This is a genomic window from Kitasatospora sp. NBC_01539, assembly GCF_045040525.1.
In the GTDB taxonomy this organism is placed as follows: Bacteria; Actinomycetota; Actinomycetes; order Streptomycetales; family Streptomycetaceae; genus Kitasatospora.
Map to the genome: position 1 here is coordinate 7144336 of NZ_CP109390.1, position 17883 is coordinate 7162218.

At 76.5% G+C, this 17883-nt stretch carries 16 protein-coding genes; 12 read left to right on the forward strand and 4 right to left on the reverse strand.

Translation table 11 applies throughout. The features are described from left to right. Positions 1-67: 67 nt before the first annotated feature. Positions 68-1552 (forward strand): bifunctional phosphatase PAP2/diacylglycerol kinase family protein, encoded by a 1485-nt coding sequence (locus OG335_RS31045; protein ID WP_405014445.1) that lies wholly within the window; start codon positions 68-70, stop codon positions 1550-1552. Positions 1553-1632: 80 nt separating this feature from the next. Then, entirely contained in the window at positions 1633-2421 is a 789-nt protein-coding gene (locus tag OG335_RS31050) for a DNA-formamidopyrimidine glycosylase family protein (protein ID WP_405014446.1), read from the forward strand. A 36-nt stretch (positions 2422-2457) separates the two neighbouring features. Here OG335_RS31050 and OG335_RS31055 read toward each other — a convergent pair whose 3' ends face one another. Next, on the reverse strand, positions 2458-3093 hold the full coding sequence (locus OG335_RS31055; protein ID WP_405014447.1) for a uridine kinase: 636 nt from the start codon (positions 3091-3093) through the stop codon (positions 2458-2460). An 80-nt stretch (positions 3094-3173) separates the two neighbouring features. On the opposite strand from OG335_RS31055, the gene OG335_RS31060 reads away from it, so the two are divergent. The 6 genes from OG335_RS31060 (at position 3174) to OG335_RS31085 (ending at position 8486) form a co-directional block, all read left to right on the forward strand. Then, on the forward strand, positions 3174-3677 hold the full coding sequence (locus OG335_RS31060; RefSeq protein ID WP_405014448.1) for a phosphohydrolase: 504 nt from the start codon (positions 3174-3176) through the stop codon (positions 3675-3677). A gap of 155 nt (positions 3678-3832) precedes the next feature. Beyond that, the gene (locus OG335_RS31065; protein ID WP_405014449.1) at positions 3833-4003 is read left to right on the forward strand and encodes a hypothetical protein; all 171 of its coding nucleotides are present in this window, start codon (positions 3833-3835) and stop codon (positions 4001-4003) included. Further along, positions 4000-4302, forward strand: coding sequence for a dsRBD fold-containing protein (locus OG335_RS31070; RefSeq protein ID WP_405014450.1), 303 nt, complete (start codon positions 4000-4002; stop codon positions 4300-4302). The genes OG335_RS31065 and OG335_RS31070 overlap by 4 nt, the downstream gene beginning before the upstream one ends. A gap of 179 nt (positions 4303-4481) precedes the next feature. Continuing rightward, complete coding sequence (locus OG335_RS31075) at positions 4482-6140, forward strand: protein kinase domain-containing protein (RefSeq protein ID WP_405014451.1); 1659 nt, start codon at positions 4482-4484, stop codon at positions 6138-6140. 16 nt (positions 6141-6156) lie between these two features. Further along, entirely contained in the window at positions 6157-7227 is a 1071-nt protein-coding gene (locus OG335_RS31080; RefSeq protein ID WP_405014452.1) for a hypothetical protein, read from the forward strand. 83 nt (positions 7228-7310) lie between these two features. Beyond that, the gene (locus tag OG335_RS31085) at positions 7311-8486 is read left to right on the forward strand and encodes a hypothetical protein (RefSeq protein ID WP_405014453.1); all 1176 of its coding nucleotides are present in this window, start codon (positions 7311-7313) and stop codon (positions 8484-8486) included. A gap of 82 nt (positions 8487-8568) precedes the next feature. On the opposite strand, the gene dacB is transcribed toward OG335_RS31085, so the two are convergent. Both dacB and OG335_RS31095 read right to left on the reverse strand, forming a co-directional pair. Continuing rightward, positions 8569-10185 carry a D-alanyl-D-alanine carboxypeptidase/D-alanyl-D-alanine-endopeptidase gene (gene dacB / locus OG335_RS31090; RefSeq protein ID WP_405014454.1) on the reverse strand — a complete coding sequence of 539 codons (1617 nt, stop codon included), beginning with the start codon at positions 10183-10185 and terminating at the stop codon, positions 8569-8571. Positions 10186-10498: 313 nt separating this feature from the next. Continuing rightward, the gene (locus OG335_RS31095; protein WP_405014455.1) at positions 10499-10774 is read right to left on the reverse strand and encodes a hypothetical protein; all 276 of its coding nucleotides are present in this window, start codon (positions 10772-10774) and stop codon (positions 10499-10501) included. 169 nt (positions 10775-10943) lie between these two features. Between OG335_RS31095 and OG335_RS31100 the strand changes: the two genes are divergently transcribed. From OG335_RS31100 to OG335_RS31110, 3 genes are read left to right on the forward strand one after another with little or no spacing between them, the layout of a single operon-like run. Next, complete coding sequence (locus OG335_RS31100) at positions 10944-13292, forward strand: FHA domain-containing protein (RefSeq protein WP_405014456.1); 2349 nt, start codon at positions 10944-10946, stop codon at positions 13290-13292. Positions 13293-13299: 7 nt separating this feature from the next. Then, positions 13300-13830, forward strand: a complete 531-nt coding sequence (locus OG335_RS31105) for a hypothetical protein (RefSeq protein ID WP_405014457.1) — start codon at positions 13300-13302, stop codon at positions 13828-13830. Further along, on the forward strand, positions 13827-14930 hold the full coding sequence (locus OG335_RS31110; RefSeq protein ID WP_405014458.1) for a serine/threonine-protein kinase: 1104 nt from the start codon (positions 13827-13829) through the stop codon (positions 14928-14930). Before OG335_RS31105 ends, OG335_RS31110 begins: the two co-directional genes overlap by 4 nt. On the opposite strand, the gene OG335_RS31115 is transcribed toward OG335_RS31110, so the two are convergent. Further along, entirely contained in the window at positions 14915-16228 is a 1314-nt protein-coding gene (locus OG335_RS31115) for a streptophobe family protein (RefSeq protein WP_405014459.1), read from the reverse strand. The two genes, OG335_RS31110 and OG335_RS31115, sit on opposite strands and share 16 nt — an antisense overlap. 165 nt (positions 16229-16393) lie before the next feature. On the opposite strand from OG335_RS31115, the gene OG335_RS31120 reads away from it, so the two are divergent. Next, a complete protein-coding gene (locus tag OG335_RS31120; RefSeq protein WP_405014460.1) occupies positions 16394-17809 on the forward strand; it encodes a DUF6777 domain-containing protein in 1416 nt (471 codons plus the stop codon). Positions 17810-17883: the final 74 nt, after the last annotated feature.

The following is a 17883-nucleotide window of genomic DNA, read 5'->3' on the forward strand; positions in this document are numbered from 1 at the left end:
AGCGTCCCGTAAGACCCGGGGTGCGGGCGCACGGGCCCGCGCGGTGTGCCGCACTAGGCTGGGCGTCATGAGAGCACTGCGCACGCTCGACCGCCGTCTGTTCGCCCGGGTCGCCGAGAGCCGGCTGCGCGGCGCGCACCCGGTACTGCCGCGGCTGAGCACCGCGGCGAACCACGGCGTGCTGTGGCTCGGGGCGGCGGCCGTGCTCGCGGCCTCCGGCAGCCGGACGGCCCGCCGGGCGGCCCTGCGCGGCGTCGGGTCGCTCGCGCTGGCGTCGCTGGTGGCGAACCTCCCGGCGAAGTCCGCCACGCGCCGCCCGCGACCGCTGCTCGACACCGTGCCGCTGGCCCGCCGCCTGCGGGTGCAGCCGCTGACCAGTTCCTTCCCGTCCGGCCACTCGGCGTCGGCGGCGGCGTTCACCGTCGGCGTGGCCCTGGAGTCGCCGGCCCTCGCGCTGTGCGTGGCACCGGTCGCGCTCGGCGTGATGGCCTCCCGCGTGTACGTCGGCGTGCACTACCCGGGCGACGTCCTCGCGGGGGCCGCGTTCGGCGCCGGTGCGGCCCTGCTCACCACCCGCTGGTGGCCCCGCGCGGCGGAGGCGCCCGCGCAGGCGGCCCCGCCGCAGGTGCACGCGCCCGCACTGCCGCGCGGCGCGGGGCTCGTGGTCGTCGTCAACGCCGACTCCGGCCCGGACGGCCCCGACACGGCCGTCGCCGAGCTGCGCCGCCTGCTGCCGGACGCCGACCTCGTGCTGCGCGGGCCGGGCGACGACCTGCCCGCCCTCGTCGAGGAGGCCGCCCGCCGGGCCGCGGCGGACGGCGGCGCCCTCGGCGTGTGCGGCGGCGACGGCTCCGTCAACCTCGCCGCGGACGCCGCCCGCCGGGCCGGCCTGCCGCTCGCGGTCTTCCCCGGCGGCACGCTCAACCACTTCGCCCTCGACCTGGGCACGGCGAGCCTCGCCGGCACCGCGAGCGCCGTCGAGGACGGCAGCGCCGTCTCCGTGGACATCGGCCGCGCGCAGGGCCCCGACGGCACCGACCTGCACTTCCTCAACACCTTCAGCATCGGCGTCTACCCGGACCTCGTGCGGATCCGCGAACGGCACGAGAAGCGGATCGGCAAGTGGCCAGCCCTGGGCGTCGCCCTGGTGGAGGTGCTCTCCCGGGCGGAGCCCGTCCGGGTGTCGGTCTCCGGGGTGCCGCGCAGCCTGTGGCTGCTCTTCGCCGGCAGCGGCGCGTACGACCCGCCGGGCTTCGCGCCGACCCGGCGCGTCCGGCTCGACGACGGCATCCTCGACGTGCGGATCGTCGACGGCAGCCACCCCTTCGCCCGCACCCGGCTGGTGCTGGCGTTCCTCACCGGCACCCTCGGCCGGTCCCCGGTCTACAAGGAGGCCCGGCTGCGCGCCCTCGACGTCTCCGACCTGCGCGGCGTGCCGCACGCGGCGATCGACGGCGAGGTCGTCGACGCGCCCGACCGCCTGCTGCTCGGCAAGCGGCCGGGCGGGCTCACCGTCTACCGGCCGCACCCGGCCGGCGCGGGCGGCGCATGACCGCCCCGCCCCCGGGACGGGACCCGAGCGCCGGGTGAAGCGGCGGCCCGCGCGGGCCGCCGGGCGGGCATGATGGGGGAGTGCCCGAAGGCGACACCGTCCACCGCACGGCCGCGAGCCTCCGCGAGGCCCTGGCCGGCCGGCGGCTGACCGCGGCCGACCTGCGGGTGCCGGCGCACGCCACCGCCGATCTGACGGGCCGCCTGGTGCTCGACGTCGTGCCGCGCGGCAAGCACCTGCTCACCCGCTTCGACGGCGGCCTCACCCTCCACACCCACCTGCGGATGGACGGCCGCTGGTCGGTGTTCCGCCCGGGCGAGCGGTGGAGCGGCGGCCCCGCGTACGAGATCCGGGCCGTGCTCGCCACGGCCGGGCTCACCGCGGTCGGGTTCCGGCTGCCGGTCGTCGAACTCCTGCCCACCGCCGACGAGGCCCGGGCGGTCGGCCACCTCGGCCCGGACCTCCTCGGCCCCGACTGGGACGCGGCCGAGGCACTGCGCCGGCTCACCGCCGACCCGGCCCGCCCGGTCGGCGAGGCGCTGCTCGACCAGCGCAACCTCGCCGGGATCGGCAACGTGTACGCCAACGAGCTCTGCTTCATGGCCGGGACCACCCCGTGGACCCCGGTCGGGGAGGTCGCCGCGCTCGACCGGGTCGTCGCCAAGGCCCACCACCTGCTCGACGCCAACAAGCTGCGCACCGAGCGCCTCACCACCCGCGAGGACGCCCCCGGCCGCCGCACCTGGGTGTACGGGCGGGCCCGCCGTCCCTGCTCGCGCTGCGGCACGACGGTGCGCACCGCACCGTACGCGCAGGACCGGCCGGCGTTCTGGTGCCCGCACTGCCAGCGCGGACCGGCCCCGGGCTGACCGGCGGCACTCCGCTCCCGCGGGCCCGGCGGCCGGTCAGACGTCCTCGACCAGCGCCGGATGCCGCGGGTCGTCCACCTTCACCGTCAGGTCGGCGAGTTCGCGCGGCCGGGTCTCCTCCTCGTACCGGGCGAACGCGGGCAGCGTCCAGCGGTCCGCCTCCGCCGTGTGCCGCGCCAGGGCGGGCCCGCCCATCGCCAGGTGCACCGTCAGTTCGAAGGGCAGCCACCGGCCGAGCAGCAGCGGGCCGTCCAGCAGCAGCACCCCGCCCGGCGCGAGCTCGGTGTACGGTGCCCGGGTGGCCCGGTCGGCGGCCGCGTCCCACAGCGAGGGCAGCACCCTGCCGCTCCCGCCCGGGTCGAGCGGCGCCAGCACCTCGCGCAGCAGCGCGCCGTCGTCGAGCCACAGGTCGTGGAAGGCGTCGGCGTCGTGTCGGCCGTACTCCAGGCGCAGCGAGGCGGGCCGCAGGAAGTCGGCCGCGGAGACCCGGACCACCGGGTGGCCGCGCAGCCGGAGCGGACCCACCAGCGCGTCCGCGAGCACGTGCGGGCGGGCCGCCGCGGCGCCGTCCACGGCGACCCGGACCCAGGGGGCGCCCGCGCCGAACGCGTCCGCGACCCGGTCGGCGGCCAGCCCGGCCAGCCGTTCCGCGGAGATCGGGGTGACCCGCACGTTGTGCTCCCTTCCCTGGGCCGACACCACTGTAGGGCGCCCCGACCGACGGGCCGCCGGAGACCGAGGAGGACCCCGCCGTGCCCGAACCGACCCTTGCCGACGTCGATGCCCTCGCCGCCGCGGCGCACGCCGGGCAGGTCGACAAGACGGGCGCCCCGTACGTCACGCACGTCCGCGCGGTGGCCGCCGGCATGGCGCCGTTCGGCACCGGCCTGCAGATGGCCGGGCTGCTGCACGACGTGCTGGAGGACACCGACCTGACCGCCGACGACCTGCTGCGCGCGGGCGTGCCGTCCGCGGTGGTCGCCACCGTCCGCCGGCTCACCCGGGACGAGGGCACCCCGTACGACGTGATGGTGCGGGAGGTCGCCGCCGACCACGCCGCCGTCCTCGTCAAGATCGCCGACAACGCGCACAACTCGCTCGCCTCCCGCAGCGCCCTGCTCGACGCCGACGACCGCGCCCGGCTCGCCGGGAAGTACCGCGCCGCCCGGCAGGTCCTGTGGCCGGCCGCCGGTGCGGACGACGTCCGGGCGATCGTGTCGATCGTCAACCCCGCGCTGCTGGACGAGCTCGCCTGACCGACGCCCGGCCGGGTGTGTGGCAGCAGCGCCGGGGCAGGAGCACGCTGGATGCAGGAACGCGGCCGTGCCGGCCGCGCCCGCACCGGCGACGGCCCCCACCCGCCGAACCCGGCCCGGGCGCCCGCCGACCGCCCGAACACAGGGAGCCGGTCATGTCGGACATGTACGAGCGGCTGAACGACAAGAGCGAACGCGACGACGAGAACGTGCGCTCGCGCGACCCCGAGGAAGGCATCACCTCCTACCAGACCGCCCACGCCCAGGACGAGTCCATGGCGGAGGGCGACCGCCTCGACGACACCGTGCAGGACCTCCAGCGGTGAGCGGCCCGCTCGCCGGAGGCGGCCCGCACACCAGCGAGTGGCAGGTGAGGCTGCTGGTCACCGAGGACGGCGACCTCACCCGCGCGCACGCCGTCCTGGAGCCGGGCACCGCGCTCGGCGGCACCCCCCTCGCGGCCGACGCCGAGGCGCGCCGCAGCGCCCACGACCCGGTCGAACCGGTGATCGGCGACGAGCTCGCCGTCGGCCGGGCCCTGCTCGACCTCGGCCACCGCCTCGTGCACGCCGGTTCGGTCGCGGCCGAGGCCGCCGAGTCCGCCCGCCGTCGCGACACGGAGTGACCGTGCACGATCGATCCCGTGACGCCCGGCCCCCGGGGACGGGCCGCGACACGTAGTGTGCGAAACAGCCGAATCGTGACCTTCCACCGCCCGCGCGCCGGAACCCTCCGGCCCGCGGGCGCGTCACTCCGGGTGGCCGTACGACCGTACGGTGCGCGGACACCAGGGCGGCGGGAACGGTGGAAGACAACAGAGGCACGAGCGGCCGGCAGCCTCCGACGGCGCCGCAGGACGCACGCTGGGAGCTGCCCGGCTACACCCACGAGCGGGAGCTCGGCGCAGGAGCGGCCGGACGCGTCGTCCTGGCCCGCCACGACGCCACCGGCACCCCCGTGGCGGTCAAGTACCTCACCGGCGAGCACGCCGACCACGCCAACTTCCGTACCGAGGCCGAACTCCTCGCCGGACTCTCCTCGCCGCACGTCACCCGTCTGTACGAATACGTCGAGGGCCCGCGCGGCGCCGCCATCGTCATGGAGCTCGTCGACGGCCTCTCGCTGCGCGACCTGCTCCGCGCCGAGGGCGCCACCACGCCGGAAGCCGCCCTCACGGTGCTCAAGGGCTCGCTGCTCGGCCTCGCCGACGCCCACCGGGCCGGCGTCGTGCACCGCGACTACAAGCCCGGCAACGTCCTCGTCACCACCGAGGGCGTCTCCAAGCTCGTCGACTTCGGCATCGCCCTGCCCAGCGGGGCGAAGGGCGACATCGCCGGCACCCCCGCCTACATGGCGCCCGAGCAGTGGGCGGGCGAGCCCGCCACCCCGGCCGGCGACGTCTACGCCGCCACCGCCACCTTCTACGAGTGCCTCACCGGGGCGAAGCCGTACGGCGGCACCACGCTCATGGAGCTCGCCGTCCAGCACAACGAGGCGGACATCCCCGACGAGCACGCCCCCGAGGCCCTGCGCCCGCTGATCCGCGCGGGCCTCGCCAAGGCCCCGCACGAGCGCCCGGCCGGAGCCGCCGCCCTCGTCACCGAGCTGGAGTCGATCGCCGTCGGCGCGTACGGCCGGGAGTGGGAGGAGCGCGGCCGCGGGCAACTCGCCGGGCTCGTCGCACTGCTCCCGCTGCTGCTGCCGTACCCGCACGGCCACGCGGTCGGCAACACCTCGCTCGCCACCACGACGATGCCGGCGCTGCCGCCCCCGCCGGCCGTCCCCGTCGCCGTGCGGCGCTTCGGCCCGCGCGCCAAGCTGCTCAGCGCGGCGGTCGGCCTCGTCCTGGTCGGCGGCGCCCTCGCCGGTGTCGCCGCCGCCGGGGCGTCCGACGCCACCGGCACCACCGCCCTCGCCTCGCCGGAGGCGACCACCACCTTCGGCTCCGGCGCGCCGGAGGGGGGCTCGCCGAGCCCGTCCGCGCCGGACTCCCCGTCGGCCTCGCCCTCCGCCTCGCCCTCCGCGAGCGCGAGCCCGTCGGCCTCGCCCAGCGCGTCGCCGAGCAGCTCGCCGACGAAGAAGCCGAGCCCCAGCGCGTCGAAGACGACCACCGCCCCGTCGCCGAGCCCGTCCGTGACGACGAGCGTCCCGCCAGCCCCGGTGCTGCACGTCTCCCTGGTCGCCGTCTCGCCGGTCTGCGGGGTCAACGGCGCATCGTCGGCGAACGTGACCATCCGATCGGACAACGCGGGCGCCGGTACGTTGACCGTCACCTGGTACAACGCGGCCGGTGCACCCGCGGCCACCACCTCGGTGCCGTTGGCGAAGGGCCAAGCGACCGGAGCCCGGTCGGTACCCGCGCCGGTGAGCCGGATCCGGTTCTGGGCCGTCAGCGCGGGTACCGACCCGGCGGCGAGCAAAGGCCAGAACAACATCGTGAACTGCCCCCCCGTCATCGGCTGAGCCTGGAACTGATCACATGACCGCACCGCAGCAGCCCGACGACGACCGCACGATCCACCTGGGCCCGCCCGCGACGCCGCCGGACGACGACCGCACCGTCCGGCTGGGCCCGCCCGCGGCTCCGCAGGCGGAGGAGACCGTCCGGCTGGGTCCGCCCGCCGTGGCGCCGGACGACGGGACGGTACGGCTGCCGCAGGCGCAGCCCGGCCCCGACCCCGAGGGCACCGTCCGGCTCGGCCCGGTCGCTCCGGCCCCGCATCCGGACGCCACCGTGCGGCTGGGCGTGCCGCCCGCCGACCCGGACGGCACCGTCCGCCTGCCGCTCGCGAAGCCCGCGCCGGACGTCGAGGGCACCGTCCGGCTCGGCCCGGTGAAGGGGCGGCCCGCCTCCGCGCCCGTCCCGCCGCCGTACGCGCCGCAGTCCCGGCCGCCGCAGGAGGAGGGTTTCGAGAGCGCGACCTTCCTCGACCCGCAGGTGTGGCCGACCCCGCCGCTCGGCACCCAGGTGCCCGCCACGGCGCCCCAGCCGTACCCACAGCCCCAGCCCCAGCCCTACGCCCAGCCGCACCCACGGCCCGCTCCCGCGGCCGGCCCGTCGGACGGGCTGGAGCGGTTCGGTCCCGGCGTGCCGCCGCAGGCCGCCGCCGTCTGGCACGGCACGGCGGCGGAGCCGCCCGGGCCCGCTCCGCGCAAGCGCCGCCGGCGCTGGATGATCCTGCCGCTGGTCCTGCTGCTCGCCGTGCTGGCGTGGCTGGCCTGGGACCGCTACGGCCGTCCGGTGGCGGTCACCGGGGTGTCGGTCCGCACGGACGCGACGCAGGGCCCGGGGTGCGACGGCACGGCCGTGATCACCGGAACCGTGCGGACCGAGGGGGGCGCGGGCACCGTCCGCTACCGCTGGCGGCGCAGCGACGGCACCGACTCGGGTGTGCTCACCCAGCCGGTGCCGAACGGCCGGCGCAGCACGGACGTGGTGCTGCGCTGGACGTTCCAGGGCAAGGGCACCATGCAGGCCACGGCGACGCTGGAGATCGTCGGGCCGGGCAGCGGGTCCGCCACGGTCGCCTTCCCCTACACCTGCCGCTGACGACCGCACCCGGCTGATCGCCCGTCAGCGGATCATCGGGGAGACCCTGTTGGCCGCCGGGCCGGGTGCCCTACGCTGCCGTCATGATCCGGTCCGCGATCCGCTTCGTGTTCGTCCTGCCGCTGCTCGCCATGGGCTCGGCCTTCCTGACCGTGTGCGGGATCCTGCCGATCGCGCTCTTCGCCGACGACCCCGAGGCCGACAGGGCGCTCGCCGAGAGCGGTGGCCAGTGGCTGGTCATGCTCGCCGTCGCGCCGTGCGTCGCGCTGTTCATCGCCTGGTGCTACCGGCCCGACCGGCGCCGCCGACTGGCCCGGCGGAGGCTCGCGGCCCGGGCCGCCGCCCTCATGGCGGCGGCCGGGCTCGGCATCGTCCTGGCCTACGCCTCCGGGGTGGAGTCCCTCTGGTCGTTCCCCGTGCTCGCCGGCGTGACCACCCTGACCACCGCACTGTGCGTGATCGCCTGGGGGGTGCTCAACCGGGGGCCGCTGCAGGGCCCGGCGGTCGCCGGTGCCGCTCTGGCGGCCGCGGCGGCCGCTGCGGTCCGCGCCCCCGCCGACTCGCGCGTCGCCGTGGCCGCGGGTCTGGCCTGCGCGGTGGCGGCGGCGACCGCGCTGGTCGCCGTCTGGCGCATCCCGGCCGTACGGCTGCGCGTCGGCCTGCCGCCGGTCGACTGGACGCGCGGCGGCGTCCACCACCCGCAGCGGCAGCCGGTGCCCGGGGAGATCTGGTGGGCCGACGTGCCCTTCGCCAACGGGCCCGGGTCCAAGGACCGGCCGGTGCTCGTGGTGCGTGTCCTCGGCGACCGGCTGGAGACGCTCAACAGCACGAGTCAGGACTGGCTCAGCCGCAGCGACCACATCCGGCTGCCCACCCGGAGCTGGAACCCGGAGGCCGACCACGACAGCTGCCTCGACCTGCGGTTGCGCACCCTCGACACCGGCCGGCTGCGCCGTTACGCCGGGCCGTGCCCGACCGGCGTGTGGCGGGTGGTGCGCGGCCGTACCCTGCCGCTGGTCCGGACGGCGGCGTCCGACCCGCGCGGACCGCGTGACCGGCAGGGCGGCGAGCGGCCGGGCGGCGGCCGGGACGAGGCGCGGACCGCCGGGGGAGCGGGCCGGTGGACGCCGGTCGAGCAGGTGCCGCGTCCGGTGTCGGGCGGCTCCGGGCACCCCGCCGCGGACCGTCCGGAGCCCCCGGTGGAGCGCATCCCCACCCGCGCCCCGGGCGGCAGGCCGTGGGGGCGCCGCCGGACCTAGGGCGCCGTTCGCCGTCGCGGGCCGGGGCGCAGGTCCGCCCCCGGGGCCGGTGGGCGTTCCGGGGGCGGACCTGTGGGGCCGGTCAGCAGCGGCCGATGGTCTCGCAGTCCTCCCAGCGGGTGCCGCCGGTGGCGGTGCCCGCGGCGTCGCCCCGGGCGGGTGCCTGCTGCGAGCGCAGCTTCGGCGTGACGGCGGTGGTGGCGGGCGCGGCTGCCGCGGCGGCCGGGTGTCCGGCGGCGAGGCGGACGGCGATGGCGTCGATCACCGGGCGGGGGCTGGTGCCGGCGTAGTTGCTGACCATGACGGTGAAGATCAGCTTGCGGCCGTCGGGCGCGGTCACGTAGCCCATGAGGTTGTCGACGCCGCTCATCGAGCCGCTCTTGGCGTGCACGTTGTTCTCGGCGGCGGTGCCGCGCATGCGGGCCGCCAGGGTGCCGCCGACCATGCGGGCCGGGTTGCCGGCGACCGGCAGGGCCTCGTACCAGGCGGAGAACCAGGGCTTGTCCTGCGCGGTCTTCAGCAGGGCGGCCATCTTGCCCGGGGTGATGAGGTCGTAGCGGGAGAGGCCGGAGCCGTCGACCTGGCGTCCGGCGGGGCCGGCCAGGTTGTTGGCGGTGAGGAAGCCCTTGATCTGGTTGATGCCGGTGCCCCAGTCGCCGGAGCCGCCCCTGACCTTGCCGATCTCCTTGACGAGGTGCTCGGCGATGCCGTTGTTGCTGATCTTCAGCATCGGCACGATCAGCTCGGCCAGGGTCTTCGAGTCGTGAGAGACGAGCGTCTGGGAGGTCTCGGTGCCGGTGGCGGCGCGCACCTCGTGGCCCACGGTGACGCCGTGGCGGGCCAGCGCGCCGGCGAAGACGCGGGCTGTGTAGGTGGCCGGGTCCTCGACGGTCAGCCAGGTGGTGGTGGGGGCGGCGCCCTGGGCGATGCTGCCGGAGAGCCGGAGCTCGTTGACGCCGCGGCGGCGCTGGACGCCCGCGGTGGCGGCGCTGCCGGTGGCGCCGGTGGTGATGGTGCCGGTGAGCTTCATCGGTGCCTCGGCGGGCACCAGGGTGACGGCGGCGGGGCTGCCGGCGGTGCCGGGGGTGACGGTCACCTGCACGGTGTCCATCGTGTACTCGGTGTCGTTGGCGACGGTCAGGCCGGATATCTGGGGGCTGTAGGAGTACGGCTCGTCGTCCCAGGCCCAGCCCGGGCCGAGGGGGGTGGTGTCGTAGCGCGTGCCGTCGGCCAGCACCCGGCCGGTGACGGTGGTGATGCCGGTCGCGGCGACCTTCGCGGCGAGGTCGTCGAGGTCCTGGACGAGCAGGCTGGGGTCGCCGCCGCCGCGGAGCACCAGGTCGCCGCGGAGCCGTCCGGCGGCGACCGTGCCGGTGGTGCGGACCTCGGTGGTGAAGCGGTGGTCGGCCCCGAGCAGGTCGAGGGCGGCGGCCGAGGTGACGGTCTTCATGGTGGAGGCGGGGGTGAGGAGCGCGCCGGGCTGGCGGGAGTACAGGACGTCGCCGGTGGTGGCGTCGAGCACCTGCACGCCGGTCTGGGCGTTGGCCAGGCGGGCGTCGGCGAGCAGCGTGTCGAGGTCGGCGGTGAGGGTGGCGTCCGCCGGGGCGGGATCGTCGGCCTGGGCCGAGCCGGCCAGCAGGGAGGCGGCGAGTGCGGCGGCCGCCAGGGGCAGGGCGCGGCGGTTCAGGCGTGCGGGCACAGGTGCTCCAGAAGTCGGGTGCGGCGGAGGCACGCGCGGCACCCCGCGCCCCCCTTGACCTGTACGTTATCACCTGATGGACCATCAGTTGATCTTGGAGTGGGGCGGAGCCTCCCCCCTTCCCCACGCCTCGACGGCCGCGAAGGTTGCACACCGACGAAAAAAAGAGCGGGCCCGGCGGACGCGCCCGTCCGCTGAGCGGCACCCGGGCGTGTCCCGGGTGCCGCCTGCGTCCGTGCGTCCGCCGGGCCCGCCTGCGCCTGCGCGTTCGGACGGCCCCGCGGTACGTCCGCGGGGCCCGCCTGCGGCAGCGTCAGTCCGGCGCGCCCGCGCCGCCGCCCGCCTTCACGGCCTCCACCATCCGCTGGTGGAGCTCGCGGGCCGTCGCCTCGTCCCCGGCCTTCACCGGGCTGCCCTCGACGGTGAACCAGTCCAGCGCTCCGCTGTACTGCACCGTGAGGCGGACCTCGCCGTCGATCCACGTCGTGTGGACCGTCAGGTCGCCCTTGATGACGCCCAACTCGACCGTTCGCACCCCTCCGGTGCCGGCGAGAATGCCCTGCGTGGTCCAGGTCGCCCAGGTGTTCACGGAGCCTCCCCGATCTGCGGCCGACAGTACGAACACGTCATGCCCCAAGACATACCGGGTGACACTCCTCTTTCCGGCCGAATCACCCTGCCGTGGGCATGTCCGCCCCGACCTGCGGCCGGACGGCGGCACCGGGCAGGGCGAGCGGGGCGCGGCTACCATCGGCGGTATGGGAGAGCGACCCGCCGCGCTCACCGCGCCGCAGCTGGTACTCGAGACCGAGAGCGACTCGCAGGTCATCAGCCCGAGCCGCACGTATCACCTCGGTCGTGACCCCGCCAGTGAAATCGTCCTCAGCGACCCCCGGGTCTCCTGGCACCACGCGGTGCTGCACGCCGACGGCACGCACTGGATCCTCGACGACTCCGGTTCCACCAACGGCACCTTCACCGACGGCCACCGCGTCGAGCACCTCGACGTCGGCCCCGGCAGCGTGATGCGCTTCGGCAGTGCCGCCGACGGGCCGTGCTGCACCCTCCACGAGGTGCCCCAACGGGTCACGCCCGAACGCCGGCCCTCCGCGCTGACCTACATCACCGGGTCGATGCGGCCGCCGACCACCGTGCGGCCGCTGCCCGCCAAGGTCGTGCGGATCGGCAGGTCCCTCGACAACGACCTCGTCGTCGGCGACCTCTCGGTCTCCCGGCGGCACGCCGAACTCCGGGCCCGCCCCGACGGCCGCTACGAGATCGCCGACGTCGGCAGCCACAACGGCACCTACCTGAACGGCAGCCCGGTGCTGAACGCCCTGGTCGGCGAGGGCGACCTCATCGGCATCGGCCACTCCGTGTTCTGCCTGGTCGGCGACGAGCTGCAGCAGTACGTCGACACCGGCGACGTCGACCTCGACGTCGACGGCCTCACCGTCACCGTCGCGGGCGGACGCCGCCTGCTCGACTCCGTCACCTTCCCCGTGGGGCAGAAGACCCTGCTCGCGGTGGCCGGCCCGTCCGGCGCGGGCAAGTCCACCCTGCTCAACGCGCTGACCGGCCTGCGCCCCGCCGACCAGGGCACCGTCCGCTACGACGGCCGCGACCTCTACCGCGACTACGCCGAGCTGCGCCGCCGCATCGGTCTCGTCCCGCAGGACGACATCCTGCACACCCAGCTGCCGGTGCGCCGCGCCCTGCGGTACGCCGCCGAGCTCCGCTTCCCCGACGACACCGCCGCCGCCGAGCGGGAGGCCAGGGTCGAGGAGGTGATCGCCGAACTCGGCCTGGGCAAGCGCGCCGACCAGGTCATCTCCAGCCTCTCCGGCGGTCAGCGCAAACGCGTCAGCGTCGCCTTGGAACTGCTCACCAAGCCGTCCCTGCTCTTCCTCGACGAGCCCACCTCCGGCCTCGACCCCGGCATGGACCGCTCGGTCATGCAGATGCTCCGCAACCTCGCCGACGACGGCCGCACGGTCGTCGTGGTCACCCACAGCGTGCTCAGCCTGGAGCTCTGCGACCGGCTGTTGCTGCTCGCCCCCGGCGGCCGGATCGCCTACTACGGGCCGCCCGGCGAGACCCTGGACTTCTTCGGTTTCCAGCAGTGGCCGGACGCCTTCGACGCGTTCGAGAACGACACCGACCGCGACTGGGCCGGCGACTACCGCGACTCCGCGCCGTACCGGCGCTACGTCACCGGGGCGATGGACCACCCGCGCCCCGCCGGGGTACCGGCCCCCGCCGCGGAGACCAACGCGCCGCCGCCCAGGCCGCCGCAGCGCTGGACGAAACAGGTCTCCACCCTCGTCCGCCGCTACGCCACCGCGCTCACCGCCGACCGGACCTTCCTGGCCGTCATGATCGCGCTGCCGTTCGTGATGGGCGCGATGGCCCGGGCGCTGGCCGGCAGCAGCCTCGACGAGAACAGCGTCTTCAACGCCCTGCTGATCCTCTGCGTCGGCGGCGTGCTCACCGGCGCCGCCAACGCCGTCCGCGAGCTCGTCAAGGAACGCGTGATCTACCAGCGCGAGCGCGCCGTCGGGCTCTCCAGATCGGCGTACCTCTGGTCGAAGATCATCGTGCTGGGCACGGTCACCGTCGTGCAGGCCGTGGTGCTCACCATGGTCGCCCTGCTCGGCGTCGACATCAGACCCGACGGCGGCAGCGGCGTCTTCCTGCCACCGCTCGTCGAGATCACCCTCGCCGTCGCGCTGCTCTCCTTCACCGCCATGATGCTCGGCCTGCTCATCTCCGCCCTCGTGAAGAAGGAGGAGGTGACGATGCCGCTGCTGGTGCTCGTCGCGATCGTGCAGGTGGTGTTCTGCGGCGCGCTCATCCGGCTCGACGCCACGCCCGTCCTCGCCCAGCTCTCCTGGCTGGTGCCCTCCCGCTGGGCGTTCGCCGCCATGGCCGGCACCGTCGAGCTGCACAGCACCGTGCCCAAGCCGCTCACCGCCGACCCGTTCTTCGCCCCCACGGGCGCCGCCTGGCTGCTCAACATGGGCATGATGGTGGTGCTGTCCGTCGCGTACGGCCTGGTCGTCGCGCGACTGCTGCGCCGCCACGAGCCCGCCGTGATGCGGAGGTGACCGCCGGATGACCGCACCGCTCGCGTTCCACCCGACGCACGTCGCGCCCGCCGACGGCCTCCAGACCTGGGCGAGCCCCGACCCGTCGCGCCCGTCGGTGCGCCTCGACCCGCTCCTGCCCGTCCGGCTCGCCGACAGCAGCGGCAACTGGGCGCGCGTCGTGTGCTCCAACGGCTGGTCGGCCTGGGTGGACGGCCGGCTGCTCGTCGCCCTGCCGCACCCGCCGCCCGGCACCGACCGGCCGCTCGGCGGCGCCGACGACCCGCGCCCCCTGCTCGCCGCCCTCGAACAGGCCCTCGCCTCCTACCGCCGCCTGGTCGGCGAGTACGCCGACGGCCTGATCGACCTGGAGACCTTCCGCGACCGCACCCGCAACCTGCGGCTCGGCGCCGTGCTCGACGGCCCCTCCGCCTGGCTGCTCGACCTCGACAAGGGCCGCTGGTACTACAGCGACGGCACCGGCCTCCAGACGTACGCCACCGTCGAGCCGCCCGGCGCCGCCGCCTCCGGCGCGGGCACCCGGGGTGAGGGCGGATGACCACCGCGGCGCCGGCCGACCTGACCGGGCGGGAGCTCGCCGGCTACCGCCTGGAGCAGCTGATCGGCCGCGGCGGCATGGCCGTCGTCTACCGCGCGGAGGACCTCCGGCTCGGCCGCACCGTCGCCGTCAAGCTGCTCGCCCCCGACCTCGCCCGCAACGACGTCTTCCGCGAGCGCTTCGCCCGCGAGTCGAAGATCGCCGCGGCCATCGACCACCCGCACATCGTGCCCGTCTACGAGGCGGGCGAGGCCGACGGCCTCCTCTACATCGCGATGCGGTACGTCCGCGGCCGCGACCTGCGGGCGCTGCTCGACCGCGAGGGCCCGCTCTCGCTGCGCCAGACCGTGCGGATCACCACGCAGGTGGCGTCCGCGCTGGACGCGGCGCACGCCCACGAGCTCGTCCACCGCGACGTGAAGCCCGGCAACATCCTGGTCGCCGAGGGCACCGACGCCGACCACCCCGAGCACGTCTACCTCACGGACTTCGGCCTGACCAAGAAGTCGCTCTCGCTCTCCGGCCTGACGACGGTCGGCCAGTTCGTCGGCACCCTCGACTACGTCGCGCCCGAGCAGATCAACGGCAAGCCCGTCGACGGCCGCTGCGACGTCTACAGCCTCGCCTGCGTGGTCTACGAGATGCTCTCCGGCGAGCCGCCCTACCGGCGCGACGACGACCTCGCCCAGCTCTGGGCCCACCTCAACGACCCGCCGCCGCTGATCGGCTCCAGCCGCCCCCAGCTGCCCGACGCCCTCGACGCGGTGCTGGTCCGGGCGCTCGCCAAGACCCCGGACGGACGCTACGACAGCTGCCTGGCGTTCGTCGGGGCGCTGCACGGGGCCGAGCACGTCGCGGCGATCCCGGTGCCGACACCGACCGAGCTCGTGCCGCTCGTCCCCGACGGCGCGCTGCCCGACGTCCAGCAGCTCCCCGGCGCCCCGGCCCCGCCCGAGGCCCAGCTGCCCCCTGAGGCCCGGCTGACCGGTGCCCCGCACGTCCCGGAACCCTCCCCGCCCCCGGCGGCCTCGCACCCCCGGCGGCCCGCGGCCCTGCCCGGCCCGCCGTCCTGGGCGCTGCCGGTCTACGACGCCTCCTGACGCCCCTCCCCGTCCTGCTCGGGACGCTGGTGGTCGGGACGGGGGTGGGCGCGCCGCACCCGGGCGGCCGTCAGGCCGCCGAGCAGCCCGGCCACCGCCCCCCACAGCGCCCCGGCCGGCACCAGGGTCACCAGGTCCGGCCTCAGCACCGCCGACCCGCTGCCGCCGAAGCCGAGCAGCGTCAGCCCGTACGCGGCGGTGATCCGGGTCAGCAGGCCGACCAGCAGCATCGCCACCGCCAGCGCCGCCGCCAGGTGCAGCGCGTGCCGCAGCGGCCTCACCTCGGGCGGCGCGTGCATCGCCATGCCGACCCCGGTGACCAGCAGGGCCACCACGGCCAGGGCGACGAGCAGCCAGGCCCGGGTGTCCTGGGCGGTGAGGGTGCCGATGTCGAGCCGCACGTCGCGGTCCTCGCGGAGCACGTCGGCCAGCGGCTTCGGCATCGGCAGGCCCAGGCTGCCCCCGACGTGCCCGTGCCAGGACCCGCCCATGCCGATGCCGAGTGCCAGCCAGGCGAGGTTCGGCAGGCCCAGGAAGATCACGGCGAGGGACTGCCGGGCGTGGCCGCCGACCGCGGCCTCCACCAGACCGGCCGGCACCGCCAGGCCCGCGTAGACCAGCAGCAGCGTCAGCGTGGCGTGCGCGGCCGGGCGCACCGCCGTGTGGAAGCGCAGCAGCGGCAGCGGCAGCGGGGTGCGCCGGGACACGGCGAGCGCCAGCGCCAGCACCACGGCCAGCCAGAGCAGGCCGTACCCGACCGCCGGGCCCGCGTCCACCGCGAACCCGACCGTGGGGGAGGCGCCGAGCAGCCCGCCCAGCTCGTCGACGATCGGTTCCCCGGTCACGACGGTGAAGCTGTGCCGGGCAGCCCACGAGAGCAGGAGCAGTACCACCGCCCACAGCGCGGCGACCCGGGCCGCCCGGGCGGCGAGCTCCCGGCCGCCGACGGTCGCGTGCAGCCGCATCGGCCGCAGGAACAGCCAGCCGAGGAGGAGGGCGCCGACCACGCCGACGGTCAGCGGCAGCGCGGTGATGCCGCCCTGGGCGCCCGCCACGAAGGCGGCGCCGCCCTCGATCCGGGCGGGCGCGCCGAACGCCATCAGCACGGTCGCGGCGACCACCGGGCCGAAGCCGCCGGACGGCAGGTCGTTCGCCCCGGCGAACAGCAGGCCGAGGACGGCCGTCACGAGCATCGCCGCCAGAGCGGCCGCGACGGCCGTCAGCGCCTCGCCCCAGCGGCGCAGCTCGCCGCCGCCGGGGCCGGTCGTCCGGGCCCCGGGCCCGCCAGTGGTTCCCACACCGATCTCCTGCCGGGTCGCGCCCCCTGCGGATCTCCTCCCAGACTCCGTCAGCGGCCGGGGATCGGCGACTGGTCGTGCGGCCGGGGATCGGCGACTGGTCGCGCGGGTGGCGGCGGGCGCGCGGAGAATGGGGCGGGGATGCCGAGGACGGGAGGATCACCCGTGAGCCCGCAACCGCCGTCAGCCGACCGGCCGTCCGGTCCGGAGCCGGAGGAGCCCGCCGGCCCGCCGTCCGGACCGCTCTCCGGCCCGTCCTCGCAGGGCCCGCCGCCGTCCGACTCGCACCCGGGAACCACCTCCGGCGCAGCGCCGGCAGGCCCGCCCTCCGGGCCGACCTCGGGCCCCGGCGCGCACCCGGGCGGCCCCGCCGCACCCGGTGGCCCCGGCGGCCCCGCCGCACCCGGTGGCCCCGGCGGTTCGTCCGGGCCGCCCTCCGGTCCGCGCACCGTCGTCACCGGTGGTGCGGGCGGCGGTGAGGGTGGCGGTGCGGGTGGCGGCGCCGGCGCCGGCGGCGGGGCTGCTGCCGGTGCGGGCGGCGGGGCGCACCGGCGCCCGGCCTGGTACCGCAGGCCCCGGACACTGGCGGCGGTCGCCGTCGTCGCGGCCGGCGGCATCGCGGCGGGCGTCCTGCTCACCGCGGGCGGGGGAGGCAGCGCGCAGGCCGCCCAGCGGGTCGCCCTGCAGCCGGTCGCCGCCGAGGGCAAGGACCCGTTCACCGGCTCCGTCGCCCAGCAGACCGCGACCCCGACCGCGGCCGGGGCCACCGCCTCCTCGACCGGCGGCACCCGCGGCGGCGGCGACGCCGGGCTGTACGGCGGCACGCTCAACACCGCCAGCTGCGACGTGCCCAAACTCAGCGGCTACCTCAAGGAGAACCCGGAGAAGGCCGGCGCCTGGGCCGGGGTCGAGGGCATCCCGACGGACTCCGTCGACGGCTACCTCAACGGCCTCACCCCCGTCCTGCTGCGCGTCGACACCCGCGTCACCAACCACGGCTTCGCGGACGGCAAGGCCACCCCGTACCAGGCGGTGCTGCAGGCCGGCACCGCCGTGCTGATCGACGGCCACGGCGTGCCGCGGGTCCGCTGCGCCTGCGGCAACCCGCTGCTCCCGCCGGTCGACCCGCAGGGGCCGGCCACGTACTCCGGGACGGCGTGGCCGGGCTTCGACGGCACGGACGTCGTCGTGGTGTCGCCCGCGCCGAGCCCGGTGCCGACCGTGGTGCTGGTCGACGTCGGCAACGGCGGCATGTTCGCCCGGCCCACCGGCGGTGCCGCGAGCGGCGACAACACGGCGGTGCCGTCCACCTCGCCGTCGGCCGCGCCGTCGTCGGGTGAGCCGTCGTCGCCGGGCGCGACCTCCGGTGAACCGTCGTCCGGCGAGCCGTCCTCGGGCGGGCCGTCCTCCGGGCACCCGTCGTCCGGCCCGTCCTCGGGACCGTCCGAGCCCGCGTCACCGCCGTCGTCGGCCCCCTCCTCCGGGGGCGCGCCGGAGAGCGGGTCGAGCGACTCGTCGGCACCCGCGCCGAACAGCCCGGCCGGCGGGTCCCCGGGCGGGGCGAGCGCCCCGCCGTCCTGACCGTCCGTCCCGCCGTCCAGGCCCGCGGGCCGTGCTGCTCCGCACGCGACCGAACCGCAACCTCCCGGGCCTGG

Excerpts from the sequence above, each read along its gene's own strand:
- OG335_RS31100 (WP_405014456.1), top strand. The coding sequence starts at position 10,944 with ATGGGAGAGCGACCCGCCGCGCTCACCGCGCCGCAGCTGGTACTCGAG.
- OG335_RS31065 (WP_405014449.1), top strand. The coding sequence starts at position 3,833 with ATGTCGGACATGTACGAGCGGCTGAACGACAAGAGCGAACGCGACGAC.
- OG335_RS31080 (WP_405014452.1), top strand. The coding sequence starts at position 6,157 with ATGACCGCACCGCAGCAGCCCGACGACGACCGCACGATCCACCTGGGC.
- OG335_RS31085 (WP_405014453.1), top strand. The coding sequence starts at position 7,311 with ATGATCCGGTCCGCGATCCGCTTCGTGTTCGTCCTGCCGCTGCTCGCC.
- OG335_RS31110 (WP_405014458.1), top strand. The coding sequence starts at position 13,827 with ATGACCACCGCGGCGCCGGCCGACCTGACCGGGCGGGAGCTCGCCGGC.
- OG335_RS31105 (WP_405014457.1), top strand. The coding sequence starts at position 13,300 with ATGACCGCACCGCTCGCGTTCCACCCGACGCACGTCGCGCCCGCCGAC.
- OG335_RS31045 (WP_405014445.1), top strand. The coding sequence starts at position 68 with ATGAGAGCACTGCGCACGCTCGACCGCCGTCTGTTCGCCCGGGTCGCC.